We start from the raw sequence: 20,984 nt of genomic DNA on the forward strand, positions 1-20,984 counted from the left end.
GGCCCCACCGTGACCAACCCGTTCGACAATGACGACGCCCAGTTCTACGTCCTGATCAACGCCGAGGGCGAACACTCCATGTGGCCGACCTTCGCCACCGTCCCCGGCGGCTGGACCATCGCCCACGGCCCGACCACCCGTAAGGCCTGCCTGGATTACGTCGAAGCGCACTGGCTCGATATGCGTCCGAAATCGCTCGTCCGAGCCATGGGGGCGGAAGCGAATTGAGATAATCGCGCCGAATCCTTCTCATCGGCCGCCTCCCCGCGCGACGATGAGGTATGGCCACACGCGCGTCCATCTCCACCGCATCCTCCGACCGGCCCGCCTCCGGCGACGGCACGCGGACCGGGCTTCGCACCTGCCCGCTGTGTGAAGCGGTCTGCGGGCTCGAGCTGACCCTCGACCGCGACGACCGGGTGCTCTCGGTCCGCGGCGACCGGCAGGATCCGTTCAGCCAGGGCTTCCTCTGCCCGAAGGGCGCCAGCCTCGGCACCCTCGATGCCGATCCCGACCGCCTGACCGAGCCGATGGTCCGCGATCGCGCCACCGATACCTGGCGCACTACCTCATGGGATGACGCGTTCGACCTGATCGCCGAGCGGATCCCGGCGGTGACGGCCGAGTACGGCAAGCAGGCCGCCGCGCTGTATCTGGGCAACCCGAATGCGCACAGTGTGGCCGGTGCGCTGTATGTGCCCGCGCTGATCCGTGGGCTCGGCACCAAGAACCTGTATTCGGCCAGTACCGCCGATCAGATGCCCAAGCAGGTCGCGTGCGGTCTGATGTTCGGTGATCCGCTCGCCATCCCGGTGCCCGATCTCGAGCGCACCGACTACCTGCTGATGCTCGGCGCGAACCCGCTGGAATCCAACGGTTCGCTCTGCACCGCACCGGATTTTCCCGGCCGATTGAAGGCGCTGCGCGCTCGCGGCGGGCGGCTGGTGGTAGTGGATCCGCGCCGCACCCGCACCGCCGAGCTGGCCGACGAGCACCTGTTCGTCCGGCCGGGCAGTGACGCGTATCTGCTGTTCGGCATCGTGCACACATTGTTCGCCGAGAACCTCATCGATATCCGGACAGACGTGCACGGCCTCGACGAGGTGCGCGCCGCCGCCGCTGATTTCGCACCAGAGGCGGTCGCGGGCCGTACCGGCGTGCCTGCCGAGACCGTGACCCGGCTGGCTCGTGAACTCGCCGAGGCGCCGACCGCCGCCGTGTATGCCCGGATCGGCACCTGCACCGCCGAGTTCGGCACGGTGACCCAGTGGCTCGTCGACGTGATCAATACCCTCACCGGAAATCTGGACGTACCGGGCGGGGTGATGTTCGCCTCGGCCGCGGCGCTCGGCATCGTGCGCACCAAACCATTCCGGCTGGGCCGCTGGCGCAGTCGGGTCCGGGAACTACCCGAGGCGATGGGCGAATTCCCGATCGCCACCCTGGCCGACGAGATCACCACCCCGGGCGAGGGCCAGGTGCGCGCGTTGATCACGGTGGCCGGAAATCCGGTGTTGTCGGCGCCCAATGGTGCCCGGTTGGATTCCGCGTTCGCCGAACTCGACTTCATGGTGAGCGTGGACTGCTATCTGAACGAGACCACCCGTCATGCCGATGTGATCTTGCCGCCGCCGCCCCCGTTGCAATCGCCGCATTATGATTTCGCGTTGCTGCAATTCGCGGTCCGCAATTACGCGCGCTACTCCCGCCCGCTGGTGCCGCTGGGGGATCGGCCGTCCGAGGCGGCGGTCATCGCACGGTTGGCGGCGGCGGTCACCGGAGCGGATCACCGCGGCGCCGACGGGCGCGACGCCGTCTCCGCATTCGACGAATTCGTCATCGCAGGCACCCTGCACAAAGCCGGTCTGGCCGAGCGCAGGGGCGAACTGGCGGGGGTGAACACCACCGAGCAGCGCATCGACATGATGTTGCGCCTCGGGCCCTACGGCGCGTGGAACGGCGGAAGCCTCAGCCTGACGACGTTGCTGGAGAATCCGCACGGTGTGGATCTCGGGCCGCTGCGACCGCGGCTGCCCGAGGTGCTGCGCACCGAATCCCGTCGCGTCGAACTCGCGCCACCGCAGCTGCTCGCCGACGTCGACCGGCTGCGCGCCGGATCGACCGCCGCCGCACCGGACCTGGTGTTGATCGGGCGTCGTCACCTGCGCTCCAACAACAGCTGGATGCACAATATGCCGCGCCTGGTGAGCGGGACGAACCGTTGCACGCTGCACATCCATCCCGATGATGTCGCCCGGCTCGGCCTCGGCGATCACGCGGTGGTGAAATCGGCCGCCGGTGAGCTCACCGTGGATCTGGAACCGACCGAGGCGATCATGCCCGGCGTGGTGAGTCTGCCGCACGGTTGGGGTCACACTGTCGGCGGTCAGCGGGTGGCGCGCGAGCACGCCGGTGTGAACACCAATGTGCTCACCGATGACACGGTGATCGACATTCCGTCCGGGAACGCAGTGTTCAACGGAGTACCGGTGTCGGTGACGCCGGCCTAGCCGTCGCGGCTGACCGGCCGGTATCGGTATTCGGTATCGCCCGGGTGATCACAGTTCCCGCCCGGGCGATTTCGAAACCGTTCCCGCACAACGATAAACGCGCGTACCCTCGCACGGCGAGAACCCGCACCCGTCGCGCGGGGAATTCCGCGCCCGGTCGCGGACATTGTCTTGATTGGCATGGAATCGGGTATATCCGTTATGTTTCGCACGGCACTGGCTGTGCTGTCACCTGTGTTCGATACCGGGTGACACGACCATGATCTGGATAGCAGGAGCGGCGACAATGGCCAAGAGATTCACCGATGCGGAAAAAGCCAGGGCGGTCAAGAAGGTGGAAAAGCTCCGCGCCGAAGGCAAGTCGTTGAACGCGGCATGCGAGGAAGTGGTGCAGAAGGCGGGCTGGCCGTCGGTGGGCGCCCTCACCAACTGGGTGAAGGCGGCGGCCAACGGCGCCGCAGCCGAGGAGCCCGCCGCCGAGGCCGAGGCCCCGGCGCCGCGCAAGCGCGTGGTGAAGAAGGCGCCGAAGGCGCGTGCCACCACCGCACGTAAGCGGGCCGCGTCGACCAACGGTTCGGCTCCGAAGAAGGCCGCGCCGAGCCCGCAGGCCGTTGTGGCGACCGCCGCGACGCTCGTCGCCGAGCCCGCGCCCACCCCCGTCGTCGAGGAGGTCACCGCCGTGGCCGAGGCGCCCGCGGCGGACGAGGCCGCGCAGCCGGAGCAGCGGGAAGCCGCGCTCGTCGCGGTGACCACCACCCCGACCCAGACGGTAACCCCGGTCGCCGACCCGGAATTCGGCCATCGCAGCGCCGACGACCTGGCCAACGAGGTCCGCCGCCTGCGCATCGCGCTCGAGGAACTGCACGGCGAGAACCGTGCCCTCAAGGACCTGGTCGGGATCTACGTCCGCCGGTGAACCGAGCGAGCTACCCCGGCGGGATCGGTCCGGGGTAGCGCGCGATCACCCGCATCCGGCGGTGCCGCGCTGCGCCGCCGGTGCGCGTGCTTCTCAGATCAGGCTCTTCTGCTTGCGGATACGCCTGCGCAGATCCGTCATCAGCGCGTGCGATCCGCCGAACCGCAGGAACCTGGGGATGAATCGGTTGACGAAACCGACGAACAGGAAAAGGTTGTCGAAGCGCCGCTGATCGGCCTCGGACCATTCCACCCGCAGCTGTTCGCGGAAGTAGGGCGCGAGGAATCCGATGGTCAGGAATTTCAGCAGCCCGCGGAACGGGATTCGCAGATACCAGTGGATCATCCGCAGGTTGAGCAGATCATCCAGGTAGCCGCGGACGAAATCGTCGAGCACGGCCTCGCGGGCCATCGTGTTCCAGTAGGCGTCGAAATCCTTGCGGGTGGCCGGCCACATCTCCCGCGGCACCTGCAGGCCCGTCGCCAGCGGCGAGGAGGTCTGATAGAACTGCTCGGCCTGCTCATCGGTCATCTTCCCGTTGAGCAGCTGGTAGGTGTCCTCGAATCCGATGAACAGGCATGCCGCCACCCACAGCTGTAGATGGCGATCGAAGGCGTTGTACTTCACCTTGCTGTCCGGGCCCGAGCGCACCTGCCGATGCGCCACATTCACCGCCTCGCGGAACGCGTCCTTCTCCTCCTGCGTGCCGAGGATGGAGACGGCCAGATATTGCGTGGTCGTGCGGGCCCGCTTCCACGGATGAACCATGAGCGCACCGGATTCGACCCGGCTCTCCGCGACGCCGTAGCCCACGCCCGGGCGCGCCATCTGCATGACGACATTGGCGGCGGCGCCGCCGAAGCTCCAGAAGTCCAGCGCGTCGGTCAGTGCCAGGGGGCGTTTGGTGAACGGCCGGTGGTGGGTGCGGATCGGGATGCGGGTCTGCTCGGTGGTCAGCGGCGGCAGGCCATGCTGCTCGAAGGATCGCGCGACTGCGGTCATGGGCATATTTCCGTTCTCTTGCCGGTGCGCCGGACGGGCCGAGTGTGGCTCTCCGGGTGCCACTGCGCCCATTATGTTACTCGTGATTCTTCCTCGCAAGGCTGCTTCGGCTAGCGAACAGTCGATAACTTATGTGGCCGCTCTGCTGGCATCGTGCCTGGCTGGTCTGGTCAATCTCGCCAGAGCTCGATGGAATCTTGCCGAATCGCTTCCGTATCGAGCGGAATGGTGCGTAACATACCGATCCAGCCGGACCGGTTGGGAGGCGCGCCGTACACGTGCGGCGCTGCGCCTGCGCGCGGCGGCGGGGATCGTGCGCCGGACGGGGTCGGCCGGCAGGAAAGGACTAGGGCGATGCTCAAGAAGCTGGATCGAATATTCAGCTACGAGATGAAGGTCTCCGAATTTCTCGGGACGCTCATCATCCTCGGCATTCCATACGGGCTGATCGGCGTCATCTGGACGCTGACGCACACCGCTCATCTACGCGATATGCACGGAATCGATGTGGTGATCTCGTTTCTCGGCTCGATCGTGTGCTGGCCGGTGCTCACCTTCGCGAATGTGTGCATGACCTGATGATGATCCTGGTGTGGCTCATCGACATCTTGGTGATCGGCGTCAAGATTCTCGGCGGGCGGATGAAGGTGAACCCGATTCTGCGATTCGGGCTGTGGCTTGCGGTGCTGAGCACCGTGGCCGCCGGCGTCGCGGTGGTGGGGTACGGGCTGGTGGCGCTCGAGCATCAGCTCAGCGGTGAGGTCGCAGCGATGGGAATGCGGAGCCGATGACGACAGTCGAAAAGCCCTCCCCGCCCACGGATCTGGAGCGGGCGCTGGCCGATGCCAGGGGCCTGTGGAAACGTCATCCGCAGCGTTCGCTGGAAACGCTCGGCCGCCAGGTCACCCTCGGTCGCGATGCGCTCATCGAAACCTTCCGCGCCATATTCGCGCGGCGTTTCCCGTTCCACGAGTTCATCAAGCAATGCGCCTTCATGGCGAACGTGTCGGCCGCGCCGACGGTCTTCGTCGCCATCCCGATCGCGGTGGTGGTGTCGATCCAGGTGGGCGCGCTGGTGAACCAGGTCGGCGCGACCACCTTCATCGGCGCGGTCGCCGGCCTTGGCATCATCCGCCAGGGCGCGCCGCTGGTGACCTCGCTGATGATCGCGGGCGCGGTCGGTTCGGCGATCTGCGCCGATCTGGGATCACGCACCATCAGGGAGGAGATCGACGCCATGATGGTGATGGGCGTCGACCCGGTGCGCAGGCTCGTCGCGCCACGGCTGGTGGCTGCGGTGCTGGTGAGCATGCTGCTGTGCGGGTTCATCGTCTTCGTCGGCTTCGCGACCGCCTACATGTTCAACGTGTACGCGCAGTCGGGGACGCCGGGTTCGTTCATCGGTTCGTTCGCCTCCTTCGCCGTCGCCAACGATCTGATCGTCGCGCTGGTGAAGGCCGCGGTATTCGGCCTGCTGACCGCGATCATCGCCTGCGATATCGGGTTGCACGCCAAGGGCGGCCCCGGTGGCGTGGCCGACGCCGTGAACTCGGCGGTGGTCAGCTCGGCGCTGATGTTGTTCGCCACCAACATCATTCTGACTCAGCTCTACAACACCCTGTTCCCGACGAAGGTGATCTGAGGTGGGCAGCTCCTACACTCCGCCCGCGCTGAAACCGGTGCGGATGGCCGGTGCGGCGGCCGCGGTCCCGATTCAGGCCAACCGCAGGGTCGGCCACCAGGCGATCATCTTCTTCCAGGCGGTCGGCGCGATTCCGTTCGTGCTGCGGCATTACCGCAAGGAAGTACTCCGATTGACCGCCGACGTCGGCTTCGGTAACGGCTCGCTGATCGTCGGCGGCGGCACCGTCGGCGTGGTGATCATTCTGTGCGCGTTCGGCGGCATCACCGTCGGCATGGAGTCGTTCACCGCGCTGAATCTGCTCACCATGGGCCCGCTGACCGGCGCGATATCCGGTTTCGCGACCACACGCGAGCTGGCGCCCATCCTGGCCACGCTGGCCTTCGCCATCCAGGCCGGCTGCCGCTTCACCGCGCAACTGGGGTCCATGCGGATCTCCGAGGAGATCGACGCCCTCGAATCCATCGCCATCCGGCCGCTGCCGTATCTGGTGACCACCAGGATGATCGCGGCGACGCTGACCATTGTCCCGCTCTACAGCATCGGCCTCGCGGTGGCGTATCTGGCGACGAAGTTGTCGGTGCTGTTTCTCGGCGGCACCTCGGCGGGCACCTACGACCACTATTTCTTCCAGTTCCTCATCGGTCCCGATGTGTTCTTCTCACTGCTCAAGGTGATCGTTTTCGTGATGTTGTCGACGTTCATCCAGTGCTACTACGGCTATTTCGCCTCCGGCGGCCCGGAAGGTGTCGGCGTGGCGGCGGGCCGGGCGATCAAGATGGTCATCGTCGTGATGGTGTTCGCCAATCTGTTCCTGACCCTCGCGATCTGGGGTATCGATCCCGGATTCCGGATCTCGGGGTAGGCGCGATGATTCTGGATCCGAGTGGGCGTGGACCCACCGCCCGTCAGCTGACCTTGTCCGGGCTCGCGGTGCTGGCCACCATGGTGTTGCTGCTGAGCCTGCTGGCGCTGCGCTACACCGGCTACTTCGAGGCGAAGGTGCCCGTCACCGTCACGCTCACCAGCACCGGTGACGGGCTGCCCGCGCGCGCGGACGTGAAGTTTCGCGGCATGGTGGTCGGCGCGGTCAGCGCGGTCGACGTGGTGGCGGCCGGGCAGAGCCAGGAAGTGTTCGTCGATCTGAAACCCGCGGTGGCCGAGACCATCCCGGACAATGTGACCGCCCGGGTGATTCCGAACAACCTGTTCGGTGTCACCGCGATCGAACTGGTCGACAACGGCCCGTCCGAGGGTGTCCTGCATGCGGGTTCGACCATTGCCGAGGACACCAGCGCGGGCACCGTCCAATTGCAGACCACGCTGACGGTGCTGCGCGATGTGCTCGACAATATCCAGCCCGAGAAGCTGGGCCGGGTGCTGGCAACCTTCTCCGCGGCCCTCGATCCCGGCGCCCGCGTGCCCGGCTCGACCATCGAACGGCTCGACAACTGGATCACCCAGGTGCGTGCCATCGACGGAGTGGGTGAGCTGCTCGGCGATCTCGGCCGCGCCACCACCGCGTTGAGCCAGTCGGCGCCCGAACTGGTCGGCGTCCTGTCCGAATCGGTGACGACCGCGCGCACCCTCACCGAACGCCGCGACAAACTGATCGCCCTGCTGGCCAATGCCAGCGGCGCCGTCGACTCGGTGAACAGCCTGTTCGCCCGTAACCCGAACGCGGCAAAGGAATTGGTGCCTGGCCTGGACGAACTGTTCGGCTCATTGGCCCGCGACCCCGACGCCATCCCGTACACGGCGGCCAACCTCAACGCAACCTTGGAAAAGATGCAGTCGGTGTTCAGCTTCGGCCCACGCAAGCAGATGGTATGGAAAATGGACGTCTCGTTCACCCCGTTCCAGCAGTACACGGCCGAGGATTGCCCGCACTACGGCGACATGTACGGCCCGCGCTGCGGTGGGCCGACGGTGCCGACAGTGGCGCCGCCGCAGGAGTATCCGCCGCAGATGTTGCCGCGGCGGCTCGATTCGGCGGGCCCGGCGCCGGCCGCGATCCCGGTGCCCGGTGTCGCGCCTGCGCCCGCACAGCCCGGCGCGCCCGCCATCCCCGGCTTGCCGTTCATTCCCGGGCTGCCCGCGATTCCCGGGATCACCACGCCGGCTCCCGCTGCTCCCGCGCCAGCGGGTGCGGTGCCGGGGGCCGCTGGTAGCGCACCTGGTGGTGCCGCGCCCGCGGCTGTGGTACCTGGACCGGCTGATGCCGCACCTGTGGCCTCCGGCCCCGGATCGGGTGGTGCGTTACCTGACGTCGCCGCGCCCGGTGGTGCTCGCGTCGATTCCACCGGCGGCGCTCCGGTCGCGGCACCTGTGCCGGCAGGCCCGAAGCGCGTCGTCCCCCTCTCGGGTGCGACGGGTGCCCGTCCGGTCGCCACGGTGCGCGGTCACGCGGCGGTCGCCCAGATCGTCGGCGGCAAACCCACTGCCGCTCAGCTCCTGCTGCTCACGCCGCTGCTGGCCGGTGGATCCGTGGAGGTCTACGCATGAAGTCGGGCAAGGCGCTGATCGGATTCAGCCTGTTCGCGGTGCTGGCAATCGTGCTCACCTACACCATCTGGTCCACCTTGCAGCGCTCGGTGTCCGGCGATACACACAGCTACTCGGCGACCTTCTCCGATGTGCTCGGCGTGCGCGTCGGTGACGACGTGCGCATGGCAGGCGTGCGGGTCGGCCGGGTCGACAGCATCGAATTCGATGCCGACTACAAGGCCCGGCTGGAATTCCGTATCCAGGACCGGCAGCGGCTCACCACCACCACCAAAGCCCTGGTGCGGTATCAGAATCTGATCGGCCAGCGCTATATCGCGCTGATTCCCGGCGAAGGCGACGGCACGGTGCTCGAACCGGGCAGCCGTATTCCGCTGGAGCGCACCGAACCGTCGTTCGACGTGTCGGCGCTGCTGTCGGGTTTCGAGCCGCTGTTCTCGGTGCTGCAACCGGACCAGGTGAATTCGCTGTCGGAGACGCTGATCCAGGCCCTCCAAGGTGACGGTGTATCGCTGAGTGCGCTGATCACGCAGGCGGCCGAGCTGGCCACCACCTTCGGCGAACGCGACGAGATCCTCGGCCAGGTGATCACCAATCTGAGCAGCGTGATCGCCGGCCTGGCCAATCGCAGCAAGGAATTGGAAACGCTCATCACGCAGGCCAGATCGCTGGTGGAAGCGCTGTACACCGAGGGTGAATCGTTGAAGAGTTCGGTCGACCAGGTGGCGACCTCCACCGATGCGCTGGTCGGGTTGATCACCCAGGTCAAACCGGATATGGCACGGGCGCAGAACATGGCGACCAGTGGTGTGGCGTTGCTGCTGCTCAATGGCGCCGCACTGGATCAGGCCGCGATCGAGCTGCCGAATGTGCTCAATGGTCTGGCCCGGTTCACCAGCTACGGCGCTTACGCCAATGCCTATATCTGCCGCCTCGATGTGTCGCTGTGGGGCGTGCTGCTGCCACCGGGACTGTTCTCGCAGGTCGGTGGCGAATCCCAATCGGAGGTGTGCCGGTGATGGCACGAATACGACTGCCGAAGTATTCCTCGAATCGGTTTCTGTGGCTCGGGGTCGGCGCTGCCGCGGCGGTGGTGCTGCTGCTGGTCGGTTCCAGCGTGATCTCCCAGGCGCGGTTATCGGACAAGACCATTCAGGTGGAGTTCGCGCAGGCGGCCGGTTTGCGGCCGGGGGCGACGGTGGATGTCTCGGGCATCGAGGTCGGTGCGGTCCAGGCGGTACAGCTGGTCGACGACAAAGTGGTCGTCGATCTACGGATTCGCCGCGATATGCGGCTGGGCCCGGATGCCCGTGCCGCAATCAAGATGTCGACCATTCTGGGCCGACTGCACATCGAGCTCACCCCGGGCGACGGTAAGGGGTTGCCGGACAACCGGATTCCGATCGAGAACACCTCGGTGCCCTACAACCTCGGCAAGGTGATTCAGGACCCGAAGTACAAGTCCTCGTTCGAACGCATCGAACGCATCGATCCGGAGAAATTGCGCACGGCACTGGATGTGTTCGACCAGCAGATGGGTGAATCCCCGGAGCTGGCGATCACCGCGCTCGACAGCATCGGTGCGCTGGCCAAGGTGATCAATGATCGCCGCGACGAGGTCGATGTGCTGTTGAAGGGCCTCGACCAGGTGTCGCAATTGGCTGCCGACAATCAGAACAGTGTGCTGTTGCTGCTCACCCGCGGCGAGGCGATCGGCAACGCGGTCGCGCTGCGGCAGAACCTGCTGCGGCAATTGCTCGACAATGTGGCCGCGCTGTCGGCACTGCTGCGCGAGATGGGCATCGAGAACAACGATCAACTCGGGCCGCTGATCCAGAACCTGAACACCATGACCCAGGGTCTGGAGAAGAACCGCGACAACCTCGACCGGCTCTACGAGATCATGCCGATCGCCCTGCGCCAGTTCAACAATGCTCTCGGCAACGGGCCCTACGGCGATGTCTGGGCGCCGTGGTTCCTGCCGGACAACTGGCTGTGTTTCGCCCAGGCCGTACAGGGGTGCAGCTGATGAGAATCCGCACGATCATTCGCACCGCCGCGTTGTGTGTTGCGGCGACGCTGGCGGCGGGATGCGCGCTGCTGCCGGAGAGCATCAGTTCGCTGCCGAACGAGTATCTCGGCGAACACATGCGGATCAGCGCCGATTTCGAGAATGTCGCAGGCCTGTACGCGGGCAATGAGGTGGCCATTCTCGGCGTGCCGGTGGGCCGGGTGGACACCGTCACGGCCAAGGGCAGTTATGTCCAGGTCACCATGTCCATCGATAAGGGCGTCAAGGTGCCCGAAAACGCGATGGCAGCGCTCATTTCACCGCAGCTCATCACCAACCGGCACGTCGAATTGGCGCCCGCCTATTCGGGGGAAGGCCCGCTGCTGGCCGACGGCGCGCATATTCCGCTGGAACGGACGCGGGTGCCGGTGGAGCTCGATCGCATTCTGGAGAACTTCGATCAGCTCGGCGCCGCGCTCAAAGGCGATAACGCCCAGGGCCCGATGGCGAGCCGGGTGCTGTTTCCGCTGCTGGAAGGCAATGGCGATCGACTGCGCGCGACGCTGGACGCGCTGTCGTCGGCGTTCGAGGTGTCCTTCGCCAACAAGGACCAGATCGCCAACACCATCATCAAACTCAACGAGATCACCCAGATCATCGCCCAGAACGATCAGACCGTCCGCGATTTCAGCGGCAGGCTCACCGAGCTGGTGCAGTTGATGGGCGAGCAGTCACCCGGCCTGCAGGCCGTGCTGACCCAGCTCAACGATTTCGTGAACAACACCTCCTCGGTGGTCGGCCAGAATTCCGATCAGCTGGCCGGTGCGTTACAGCGGTTCACCACCATCACCGCCCAGATGCGCGCCAACGCGCGCGGCCTCACCGAATTGGTCGACGTCGCGCCGCTGTTCTTCGAGAACTTCTCCAACGCCGTCAGCCGTGAACATCGGGCACTGCGGTTGCACGGACTGCTGGACAAGGCGGTGCTCGACGGCGAGGTGCTCTCACTGTTCTGTGAGCGCGTGCAGATGCGCTCCGACGGTTGCCGCACCGGCAAGATCCAGGATTTCGGTCCCGATTTCGGGCTGACGGCCGCATTGCTCGGACTCACGAAATGAGAGTGATGATTCGCAGGACAGTGCTGATCCGCAGGACACTCGGCGCCTTCGCCGTCGTACTCACCGTGGGCGCCGCGACCGGCTGCGGGATCACGGTGGAGAACGTGCCGATGCCGAAGCCGGGTATCGGCGGCCCCGGCTACACCATTCGCGCGGCCTTCCGTGACGCGCTGAATCTGCCCGATCGCGCGCATGTGAAGATCGGCGGCACCGATATCGGTGTGGTCACCGATATCTCCACCACCAATTTCATCGCCGATGTGGAAATGCTCATCCGCGAGGACATCGAGCTGCCGCGCGGCACCACCGCGGAATTGCGCCAGGCCACCCCGCTCGGTGACATCTTCATCGCGATGACCCTGCCGCCGGCCACCGCCGAGACCGAGCTGCTGCAGCCCGGCGATGTCATCAGCACCGAACACACCGGGGCCGGCGCGTCCGTGGAAGAGCTGATGGTGTCGGTGTCGATGCTGATCAACGGCGGCGGTCTCAATCAGGCCGCCGAGATCACCGCGCAGATGGATTCGATGTTCGGCGGGCGCGCACCCCAGGTGGCGCACATGATCACCGAACTCACCAGCGTGCTCGCCGCGCTCAATGCCCGCACCGGCGATATCGACAGTGTGCTGTCCGGGGTGAATGTGCTGACCGGCGAACTCGCCGCGCGCAAGGCGGAATTGGGCCAGGCGGCCGATACCTTCCCCGGACTGCTCGGACTGGTGGCCGAGAACAATCGCGATATCTCCGGGCTGATCAACAAGGTGTCGGTCACCATGGCCGCACTCGGCGATTTCACCAACACCACCGGCGACGATTTCGTGAGCCTGTTCGACAGCATCCAGCGGTTGATGTCGGGGTTCACCCAGATGGGCGGCGATCTCGGGCAGCTGCTCGAGCGGTTCCATGCGATCTACCCCTCACTGGAAGCCACCCTCGAGGGGCCGACGCTGGCCGTCGCGGCGACGGTGTCGTACCTGAGTGTCGGCGCGCTGACCGATCCGACCGGCAGCCGGCTGCCCGAGGTCGGCGATGTGCCCGCGTTCATCGGCAGCCTCGCGCAGGTGATCCAGAAGGTGATCGGCCGGGTCACCAGTCCGCCGCAGCCGGTGCCGGGGCAGCCGGCGCCGCAGCCCGCTCCGCAGGATGGTGAGCGGTGAATATCCCGCTGTGGAATTACCTGGTTCGTCGTCGCGTCGCGATCGCGAACCTCGGGCTCGTGGTGATCCTGGTGCTCGGGTCCTGGTATCTGGGTGCCGAGGTGCTGCGGATCAATCCGCTGCCGAACACCTACGCGGTGACCGTCGAACTGCGCGGTTCCGGCGGGTTGCTGGCCGGCAACGACGTCACCTTCCGCGGCACCAGGGTCGGCCGGGTGCGCGAGGTGCGGGTGACCGAGACCGGCATCGCCGCGGTGGCCGAGATCGACTCGTCGGCCCGGATCCCGGTGGGCGGCACCGTCGCCGTCGGGCGGCTTTCGGCGGCGGGCGAGCAGTACCTCGATTTCCGGCCGGATGCCGATACCGGGCCCTACCTGGACGACGGCGCGGTCGTGGATGTGGCGAACACCTCGACGCCGGTGTCGGTGCAGTCGGTGCTGACCAATGTCAGCGGTCTGATCGGCGGGCTCAATCCCGAGCGGCTCACCGTCATCGTGAACGAGCTGGACAAGGCGCTGGCCGGCGGCCCGGATCGGTTGCGCAACATGATCTCCGGGATCAGCCGGGCCATGGCCGGGCTCAATGATCTGCTGCCGCAGACCCGTCAGCTGATCGAGAATCTCGGCGTCATCGCCGAGACCACCTCGCACGCCCAGCCGGACCTGACCACCCTCACCACCGGTGCGGGTGCGCTGTTCGACCAGCTCACCGCCGCCGACCAAGAGGTGCGCCGGTTCCTGGATCTGGCTCCGGATCAGCTCGCGACTCTCGGCGGCTTCGTGCAGGCCACCGAGGATCCGATCACCAACCTGGTCACCAATTTCGTCGCCATCACCAAGGCCGCGAAACTGCGCGCCCCGGCCATCGCCGCACTGTTCCCGGCGCTGCGCGAAGGGTCGGCCGCCATCGGCATCCCCGCCCACGACGGCGCCTATCACACCCTGGTGGACCCCTGGCCGCGCCCGACCTGCGAATACGACACCATCCCCGTCGTCCCGACCACCGCGACCGCGGACACCCGGGTGCGCCTCTACAACTACTGCATCACCACCAACCCGGCCTTGCAGGTGCGCGGTTCCGCCAATGCCCCGCGCCCGAACGTCCCCGACAACACCGCGGGCCCGCCGCCGGGCGTCTCCGGCAACGAACTCTCCCGCCCGATCCCCGGCAGATAGGACCGAATCAGTATGAGCACCAAAGACACCGACCCTGCCGCCACGGACGCGGTGAACGAGCTGAGCATCGCGGTGGAACGGACGGAAACGCGGTCGCGCGGAACCGCCGCACCCAGCTCGGCAAGCTCGGCTACTGATCCAGTTGCCGAACACGGATCCGAGTCCGCCGTGGTCGGCGCGCCCGCAGTGACCGCCGATGCGTCCGCCGGCGAACAGGACGCGGCGGCGACCGAAACGGTTCAGCAGGCAGACAGCGATCCAGAGTCGACCGTGGCCCCCGCACTCTCGAAGCAGGACCGCCCGGCCGCCCCGCCGCCGTCCGAGGAGGCGACCACACCCGGCGAACCGCCCGCCACGCGCATACGCCCACTCGGGAAGCTGACCGCCATGGTCGGCCGGCGTGGCGGGCAACGACCGACCGCGCGCGTCCTGGCCGCCCGGTGCGCCGTGGTGGTGCTGCTGGTCGCCGCCGCCGCGTCGACGTTGTACTTCTACCTCCAGGATCGCGACAAGGACGCGGTGCTGGACGCGCAGGAACAGGCGCGGCAGGCGGCCTGCGAATACGCCCCGGTACTGGCGAATTACGACGCGAAGAACCTCGACCCGTACTTCCGCGCGGTGCTCGACGGTGCCACCGGCGACTGGCGCCAGCAGTTCGAAGCCACCAGCCAGGAGTTGCGCGACGTGCTCGCGCAGGGGCAGGTCGTCTCGGCGGCCAGTGATGTGCAGTGCGCGATCAAATCCGGTGACCAGACTTCGGCGGAGGCCATCGTGGTGATCGGCCAGACCATCACCAGTCTCGGCACCCAGGGGCAGCCCGCGCCGGGGCAGCTGTCGATGGTGATGCGGATGGAGAAGTCCGGGGACCGCTGGCTGGTCAACGACATGAACGCACCGCTGGCGCCGTCACCGCAGCCCTGACGGCCGGGCTCACCGCCCGAACAGCACCTGCCGCATCAGCGCGGCCACCCGCCGGCGGGAGCAGGCCGGGTCCACCGAACCGAACCGCTGCCCGAGATCGACCACCATGGCCAGCGCGGCATGCACCAGCACCCGCGCGGATGCCGCGGGAAGTTCGGGCCGCACCGCCATCAGCAGTTTGGCCCACTCTTCGACATTGAGCCGCTGGATGTTTCGCAGCACGGTGCGTTCCTCGGCGGGCACATTACTCATCTCGGCGTAGTAGACGAAGGTCAGCTCGCGTTCGGCGAATGAGCCGTCGACGAACAGGTCGATGAGGGTGTGCAGGGCCTGCTCGGGGCCGTCGGATCCGGCGACGGCGGGGCCGATGGCGGCCGAAACCCGGTCGGCCGCACGGCGAAACGCGGCGGCCAGGATATCGCCCTTCCCGCGATAGAAGCGGTACACCGCCGAGGAGGCGGGCAGCCCGGCGGCGGTCGCGATGTCCTCGACACTCACATTCGGGTAGCCGCGTTCGTGGAACAGTTCCACCGCGCGCACCAGCAGCAGTTCGTGTTTGAAGGTCAGCGGGATCTCGCGCGCCGTGGTGGCCTCGGTGTCGTCGCCGGGCATGGGCAGCCGGGTGTCGGCCAGGGCGCGGCAGGCGGCGCCGAGCTGATCGGTCAGTGAACGCACCGGGATCGCCACATGATGGTCGCCGATGCTGCTCAGCACGCTCAGCAGCGCCGCCGTCAGCACCGCGCGGTCGCGTACCGGCAGGTCGGGGCGGTAGTCGCCGAGGGCCTCGCGCAGTGCGCTGTCGACCACCGTGAGCTGGGTGTGCAGCAGGGCGGCGTCATCGGGTTCGAGGTAGCGGCGTTGCCAGCGCAGCAGCGCGGCACTGCGCCGGTTGACGATGGAGGCGCCGATCAGCGCGTCCAGCTCGTGTGCGAGCCGCTCGCGCGCGGTCCACTGCCGTGCGTCCTCGGGGAGCCGCACCGCTTCCACGCTCAGCCTGCCCAGCCGCAGCGTTTCCTCACGGAACAGCGCATATTTGCTCGGGTAGTGCCGATACAGCGCGGTGGAACTGATATCGAGGCGCGAGGCGATGTCCTCCATGCTCACCCCGTGATAGCCGAGCGAACCGAACGCTTCGGCCGACGCCGCGGCGATCTGCGCGCGGCGGTCGCGCGGCCTGCGCCGCACCGACCGAGACCCGGTGGTCTCGCCCGCGGCCGTCTCCCGCGTCGCGCGGCGATTCCGGGCACCCATGCGGCGATGATAGCCCGGCCGTGCCCGTGCTCACCCCGACTTTCTCCCCGGGCGGGAGAAGTGAATTAGAAATCACAAAAGAGTCCGTAACGACTACAATTGCCGCACTGATAGTAAGAATGACCCATAACTTACCGTGCGCGGGATGAGCAGGGTCGAGCCCCGTCGGGCCATCGGGGAGAGCGGGAATCAGATCTGGGCGCGGCGCCCGAACAACACGATCTGCATCAGCGCCGCTACCCGCCCCTGCGAGGCGATCGGCGCGGTACCGAACGAGCGCCCCAGATCCACCACCAAGGCGAACGCGGCGTGCACCAGGAACCGGGATTCGGCAGGCGCGAGCTCCGGACGCACCTCACGCACCAGCCGCGCCCACTCCTCCACGCTGAGCCGCTGGATATTGCGCAGCACCGTGCGTTCCTCGGCCGGAACGTGCTGGAACTCGGTGTAGTAGACGAAGGTCAGCGCCCGCTCGGTGAACGAGCCTTCCACGTACTGGTCGATCAGCGAGACCAGCGCGGCCTCGGCGCTGTCGGCGGAGGCGACCGCGGGGCCGATCGCGCTCGAAACCCGTTCGGCCGCACGGCGGAACGCGGCGGCCAGCAGATCGCTCTTGCCGCGATAGAAGCGGTACACCGCCGACGCCGCCGACAGCCCGGCCGCAGTCGCGATATCTTCCACGCTGACATTCGGGTACCCGCGATCGTGGAACAGCTCGACCGCCTTGCGCAACAGCAGTTCGTGCTTGAACGAATCCGGGATCTCCGCCGCCGCGGCGGGTTCCACCGCATCGCCGACGGCGGGCAGCTCGGCCCGCGCGATATCCCAGCAGGCCGAGGACAGCAGGCGGGTAAGCGATTTCGCGGGCAGCGCGGCGTGGTGGTCGGCGATGCTGGTGATGGTGCTCAACATCGCGGCGCGCAGGACCCGGAGATCGTCGTCGTCGAGCTCGGGGCGCAGCGCGTGCAGCTCGGCGCCCAGTGCGTCGACCACCGTCGCCTGCTGTTCGTTGAGCAGGTCCAGATCCTCGGCCTCGAGGTAGCGGCCCTCCCAGCGCACCAGGGTGACGCTGGCCCGGTTGTCGATGGTGGCGGTGATGAGCGCGTCGAGCACCTGCCGCAGCCGCTGCTCGGGACCGGCGTCGGCGGCGGCCTCGGGTCGGTGGACCGATTCGGTCATGGCCCGGCCCACGCGCAGCAGTTCCTCCCGGAAAAGGGCGTACTTGCTGGGGTAATGCCGGTAGAGCGCGGCCGAGCTGATGCCGAGACCCGAGGCGATGTCCTCCATGCTGACACCGTGGTAGCCGAGGGAGCCGAAGGCCGAGGCGGCGGCCGCCGCGATCTGGGCTCGCCGGTTCTTCGGCCTGCGCCGGATCTCCCGTGGCGCCGAGTCGCCGTTGCCCTTCGCACGCACCGTACGGCGATTGTCGACACTCATTCCGACATGGTATCGCTCGGTAACCAGCGGCAATGTGGCGCTCCCCGCCGTGAGTCGTGGATCACGCGCGCCCGGGGGGACGAATCCGCGCGTACCAGTCGAGCAGATCGGGATCGTCGACGGCGCTGCGTTCGACGACACGGGCCGGGTCGGCGCCCTGGAACAGCTTCTTGATCGGCACCTCGAGCTTCTTGCCGGTGCGGGTGTGCGGGACGGCGGGCGCGGCAAGGATCTCGTCGGGCACATGCCGCGGCGATACCTCGCGGCGGATCACGTCCTTGATCCGTTCGGCCAGCTCATCGGTCAGTTCCGTGCCGGGCGCCGGCACCACGAACAGCGGCATCCAGTAGCCGCCGTCGGGTTGCTCGGCCCCGATCACCAGCGCCTCGGCGACCTCGGGCAGTCTTTCCACGGCCTGATAGATATCGGCGCTGCCCATCCGGATGCCGTGCCGATTGAGCGTGGAATCCGAGCGTCCGTGCACGACGACCGAGCCGTGGTCGGTGATGGTGATCCAGTCGCCGTGCCGCCACACGCCGGGGTAGGTGTCGAAATAGGCGTCGTGATAACGCTTTCCGTCCGGATCGCGCCAGAAACTCACCGGCATGGACGGCATCGGCCGGGTGACCACCAGCTCGCCGACCTCCCCGCGCACCGGATTGCCCGACTCGTCGTAGGCATCCAGTGCCACACCCAGATACGGCGCCGACAGCTCGCCCGGCCACACCGGCACCGTGCGCACCCCGCCGATGAACGCAGACACCACATCGGTGCCGCCGCTGATCGAGGAGATCGGAATATGGTCGCCGACGTTGTCGCGCAACCACAGTGCCGACGACGGTGGCAGCGCCGAGCCGGTGATGCCGATCATCCGCAGGGCCGACAGATCGTGCTCGTCCTTGGGCACCGAGCCCGCCTTGATGCAGGCCAGCACATAGCCGGGGCTGGTACCGAGCACCGTCGCGCGCACCTTCGCCGCGATCCGCCACAGCGCGTCCGGCTCGGGATAGGTGGGGCTGCCGTCGAAACAGACGATGGTCGCGCCCGCGAGCAGTCCGGCCACCTGGAAGTTCCACATCATCCAGCTCGGGCTGGTGTACCAGAAGAACGTATCGTCGGGTCCGATATCCGATTGCAGCGCCACGGCTTTCAGATGTTCGAGCAGCACGCCGCCGTGACCGTGCACGATGCCCTTGGGCAGGCCGGTGGTGCCGGAGGAGAACACGATCCACAGCGGATGGTCGAAGTCGACGGCTTCGGTCTCGATCACCGGATCGGCGTCGGTGCCCGCGACGGCGTCGGTCCAGGCCAGCGTGCCCGGCATATCGAGTCCGAGGCGGGAGACCACGATGGTTTCGCGCACGCTGCTCAGGCCGGCGCGCAGCTGCTCGATATCGGCGCGCTTGTCGTGCGCCTTGCCGCCGAAGCGGTAGCCGTCGGCGGTGACCAGCACCGTCGGTTCCAACTGGCCGAGCCGGTCGAGGGCCGCCTTGGCGGTGTAGTCCTGGCCGCAGGCGCTCCACACCGCACCCACGGCGGCCGTGCCGAGGAACGCGATCACCGCCTCTGGGATATTCGGCAGATATCCGGCGACCCGATCGCCCGGACGTACCCCGAGCGAACGCAGGGTCCGGGCGAATGCCGCGGTGCGGTCGATCAATTCGGTCCAGGAGACCTCGGTGACCTCTTCGCCGCCGTCACCGAGCGCCACGATCGCCGGGCGGTCGGTACGGAATTGCCGCACCACCTGATCCACATAGTTCAACCGGGTGCCGGGGAACCAGCGCGCACCGGGCATGGTTTCCTCGGCCAGCACCTCGCCCGCGGTCTCGCCGAGCTCGAAGTAATCCCACAGCGCCTGCCAGAAACCCGCCAGGTCCCGCACCGACCACTGCCACAGCGCGGCGTAATCGGGTGTGGGGACACCCGTGCGTGCGGTGACGAAACGGGCGAAATCGGTGATCTTCGCTTCGGCGATATCCCGGTCGGTGGGCACCCACTGTGGCTGCATCGTGGTTCTCCTGGCTCGGTATGTGGATCAGCGGCGGGCGCGCCGGACGACTTGCTCGGCGTGCCGCAGCACGGGGGCGTCGACCATCCGGCCCTGGTAGGCGAAGACACCGCGATGCTGCGGTGCCTCGTCGAGAACGCCACGCGCCCAGGCGAGTTCGTCGTCGGTGGGGGCGCAGGCGTCCCGGATGACGGCCACCTGGCTCGGATGGATGGCCACTTTGACGTCGAACCCGACGGCCACCGCGTCCTCGGCCTCGGCCCGCAGACCGTCCAGGTCGGCGATGTCGAGATACACCGAGTCCAGGGCCAGCCGCCCATGTGCCTTGGCGGCCAGCAGCGAGGTCGAGCGCACGTGCCGGGCGACGTCGCGGTAGCTGCCGTCGGCGTGCCTGCTGGACGCGCCGCCGAGTCCGGCGACCAGATCCTCCGCACCCCACATCACGCCGATGGTGTTGTCGGCCGCCGCCGTGCGCGCCACCTCCAGCGCGCCGAGCGGCGATTCGATCAGCGCGATCACCTCATAGGCCGACAGCGCCGCCAGCTGGGCGGTCGACTCGCATTTGGGCAGCATGAGCCTGCGATAGCCCGTCTCGATGAGCGTGGCCAGGTCGTGGCGGTGCTCATCGGTGCCCGCGGCATTGACCCGCACGATCGTGGTCTCCGGGTCCAGCGGGGTCTCGACCAGTGCCTTGCGCGCGGCGGCCTTGTCGCCCGCGGCGACACCGTCCTCCAGATCGAGGATCACCACATCCGCGGCGGCGGCCGCCTTGGCGAACCGCTCCGGCCGGTCGGCCGGGCAGAACAGCCAGGCCGGGCCCGCGGGCACCCAGGGTTCGCTCACGCCGCACCGTCCTCGGACTGCGGCCGGACGCGGATCATCGCATTGCGGACCGCCACCGCCACCACCGTGCCGTGCTGGTTGCGCGCGGTGTGCCGGAAGGTCACGATGCCTTCGCCGGGCCTGCTCTTGGACAGACGCTTGTCCAGCACCTCGGTCTCGGCGTAGATGGTGTCGCCGTGGAACAGCGGCGCCGGGAACTTCACCTCGCTGAAGCCCAGGTTCGCGACGGTGGTGCCCTGGGTCAGATGTGCGACCGCGAGGCCGACCATGGTGCCGAGGGTGAACAGCGAATTCACCAGCCGCTGATGAAACGGCTCCTGCGCTTCACTGTAGGCGGCGTCGATATGCAGGCCCTGCGGATTCATCGTCAGCGTGCTGAACAGCACGTTGTCGGTTTCGGTCATGGTGCGGCCGGGCCGGTGCTCGTAGATGACGCCGGTCTCGAGTTCCTCGAACCACAGTCCGGTCTGCACGACGCGGCGCAT

General features: G+C 67.4%; 20 protein-coding genes. 14 read left to right on the top strand and 6 right to left on the bottom strand.

What is annotated here, in order from left to right:
- Nucleotides 1-9 precede the first annotated feature (9 nt).
- The 3 genes from AC4HOU_RS11430 (at nucleotide 10) to AC4HOU_RS11440 (ending at nucleotide 3,426) form a co-directional block, all read left to right on the top strand.
- Complete coding sequence (locus AC4HOU_RS11430; RefSeq protein ID WP_194991642.1) at nucleotides 10-228, top strand: MbtH family protein; 219 nt, start codon at nucleotides 10-12, stop codon at nucleotides 226-228.
- 53 nt (nucleotides 229-281) lie between these two features.
- Nucleotides 282-2,510 (top strand): molybdopterin oxidoreductase family protein, encoded by a 2,229-nt coding sequence (locus AC4HOU_RS11435; protein WP_228815159.1) that lies wholly within the window; start codon nucleotides 282-284, stop codon nucleotides 2,508-2,510.
- A 286-nt stretch (nucleotides 2,511-2,796) separates the two neighbouring features.
- Complete coding sequence (locus tag AC4HOU_RS11440; protein WP_195020071.1) at nucleotides 2,797-3,426, top strand: hypothetical protein; 630 nt, start codon at nucleotides 2,797-2,799, stop codon at nucleotides 3,424-3,426.
- A gap of 93 nt (nucleotides 3,427-3,519) precedes the next feature.
- Here the strand turns inward: AC4HOU_RS11440 and AC4HOU_RS11445 are convergent, their stop codons facing one another.
- Entirely contained in the window at nucleotides 3,520-4,428 is a 909-nt protein-coding gene (locus tag AC4HOU_RS11445) for an oxygenase MpaB family protein (protein ID WP_194991641.1), read from the bottom strand.
- 354 nt (nucleotides 4,429-4,782) lie between these two features.
- Here AC4HOU_RS11445 and AC4HOU_RS11450 point away from each other — a divergent pair, with 354 nt between their 5' ends.
- From AC4HOU_RS11450 to AC4HOU_RS11500, 11 genes are read left to right on the top strand one after another with little or no spacing between them, the layout of a single operon-like run.
- A complete protein-coding gene (locus AC4HOU_RS11450; RefSeq protein ID WP_138455458.1) occupies nucleotides 4,783-5,007 on the top strand; it encodes a hypothetical protein in 225 nt (74 codons plus the stop codon).
- Nucleotides 5,007-5,219 (top strand): hypothetical protein, encoded by a 213-nt coding sequence (locus tag AC4HOU_RS11455; protein ID WP_163815224.1) that lies wholly within the window; start codon nucleotides 5,007-5,009, stop codon nucleotides 5,217-5,219. The genes AC4HOU_RS11450 and AC4HOU_RS11455 overlap by 1 nt, the downstream gene beginning before the upstream one ends.
- On the top strand, nucleotides 5,216-6,070 hold the full coding sequence (locus AC4HOU_RS11460; protein WP_163815227.1) for an MlaE family ABC transporter permease: 855 nt from the start codon (nucleotides 5,216-5,218) through the stop codon (nucleotides 6,068-6,070). Before AC4HOU_RS11455 ends, AC4HOU_RS11460 begins: the two co-directional genes overlap by 4 nt.
- 1 nt (nucleotide 6,071) lies before the next feature.
- Nucleotides 6,072-6,935 carry an ABC transporter permease gene (locus AC4HOU_RS11465; protein ID WP_163815229.1) on the top strand — a complete coding sequence of 288 codons (864 nt, stop codon included), beginning with the start codon at nucleotides 6,072-6,074 and terminating at the stop codon, nucleotides 6,933-6,935.
- A 5-nt stretch (nucleotides 6,936-6,940) separates the two neighbouring features.
- Nucleotides 6,941-8,575 carry an MCE family protein gene (locus AC4HOU_RS11470; RefSeq protein WP_195020070.1) on the top strand — a complete coding sequence of 545 codons (1,635 nt, stop codon included), beginning with the start codon at nucleotides 6,941-6,943 and terminating at the stop codon, nucleotides 8,573-8,575.
- Entirely contained in the window at nucleotides 8,572-9,594 is a 1,023-nt protein-coding gene (locus tag AC4HOU_RS11475) for an MCE family protein (RefSeq protein WP_195020069.1), read from the top strand. Before AC4HOU_RS11470 ends, AC4HOU_RS11475 begins: the two co-directional genes overlap by 4 nt.
- Complete coding sequence (locus AC4HOU_RS11480) at nucleotides 9,594-10,604, top strand: MCE family protein (protein WP_195006811.1); 1,011 nt, start codon at nucleotides 9,594-9,596, stop codon at nucleotides 10,602-10,604. The genes AC4HOU_RS11475 and AC4HOU_RS11480 overlap by 1 nt, the downstream gene beginning before the upstream one ends.
- On the top strand, nucleotides 10,604-11,704 hold the full coding sequence (locus AC4HOU_RS11485; RefSeq protein ID WP_163815237.1) for an MCE family protein: 1,101 nt from the start codon (nucleotides 10,604-10,606) through the stop codon (nucleotides 11,702-11,704). Before AC4HOU_RS11480 ends, AC4HOU_RS11485 begins: the two co-directional genes overlap by 1 nt.
- A 5-nt stretch (nucleotides 11,705-11,709) precedes the next feature.
- Entirely contained in the window at nucleotides 11,710-12,861 is a 1,152-nt protein-coding gene (locus AC4HOU_RS11490) for an MCE family protein (RefSeq protein WP_228815158.1), read from the top strand.
- Entirely contained in the window at nucleotides 12,858-14,036 is a 1,179-nt protein-coding gene (locus AC4HOU_RS11495) for an MCE family protein (RefSeq protein WP_163815239.1), read from the top strand. Before AC4HOU_RS11490 ends, AC4HOU_RS11495 begins: the two co-directional genes overlap by 4 nt.
- A 12-nt stretch (nucleotides 14,037-14,048) precedes the next feature.
- The gene (locus tag AC4HOU_RS11500) at nucleotides 14,049-14,957 is read left to right on the top strand and encodes a hypothetical protein (protein ID WP_228815157.1); all 909 of its coding nucleotides are present in this window, start codon (nucleotides 14,049-14,051) and stop codon (nucleotides 14,955-14,957) included.
- Nucleotides 14,958-14,966: 9 nt separating this feature from the next.
- Here AC4HOU_RS11500 and AC4HOU_RS11505 read toward each other — a convergent pair whose 3' ends face one another.
- The 5 genes from AC4HOU_RS11505 to AC4HOU_RS11525 form a co-directional block, all read right to left on the bottom strand.
- Nucleotides 14,967-16,208 carry a TetR/AcrR family transcriptional regulator gene (locus tag AC4HOU_RS11505; RefSeq protein ID WP_195020068.1) on the bottom strand — a complete coding sequence of 414 codons (1,242 nt, stop codon included), beginning with the start codon at nucleotides 16,206-16,208 and terminating at the stop codon, nucleotides 14,967-14,969.
- A gap of 189 nt (nucleotides 16,209-16,397) precedes the next feature.
- Entirely contained in the window at nucleotides 16,398-17,645 is a 1,248-nt protein-coding gene (locus tag AC4HOU_RS11510; RefSeq protein WP_195020067.1) for a TetR/AcrR family transcriptional regulator, read from the bottom strand.
- A gap of 61 nt (nucleotides 17,646-17,706) precedes the next feature.
- On the bottom strand, nucleotides 17,707-19,656 hold the full coding sequence (locus tag AC4HOU_RS11515; RefSeq protein WP_490724460.1) for an acetoacetate--CoA ligase: 1,950 nt from the start codon (nucleotides 19,654-19,656) through the stop codon (nucleotides 17,707-17,709).
- Nucleotides 19,657-19,683: 27 nt separating this feature from the next.
- Nucleotides 19,684-20,499: an HpcH/HpaI aldolase/citrate lyase family protein gene (locus AC4HOU_RS11520; RefSeq protein WP_490724461.1), complete on the bottom strand. Its 816-nt coding sequence runs from the start codon at nucleotides 20,497-20,499 to the stop codon at nucleotides 19,684-19,686.
- A complete protein-coding gene (locus AC4HOU_RS11525) occupies nucleotides 20,496-20,984 on the bottom strand; it encodes a MaoC family dehydratase (RefSeq protein WP_195020857.1) in 489 nt (162 codons plus the stop codon). Before AC4HOU_RS11525 ends, AC4HOU_RS11520 begins: the two co-directional genes overlap by 4 nt.

This window comes from Nocardia sp. JCM 38205 (assembly GCF_058222935.1).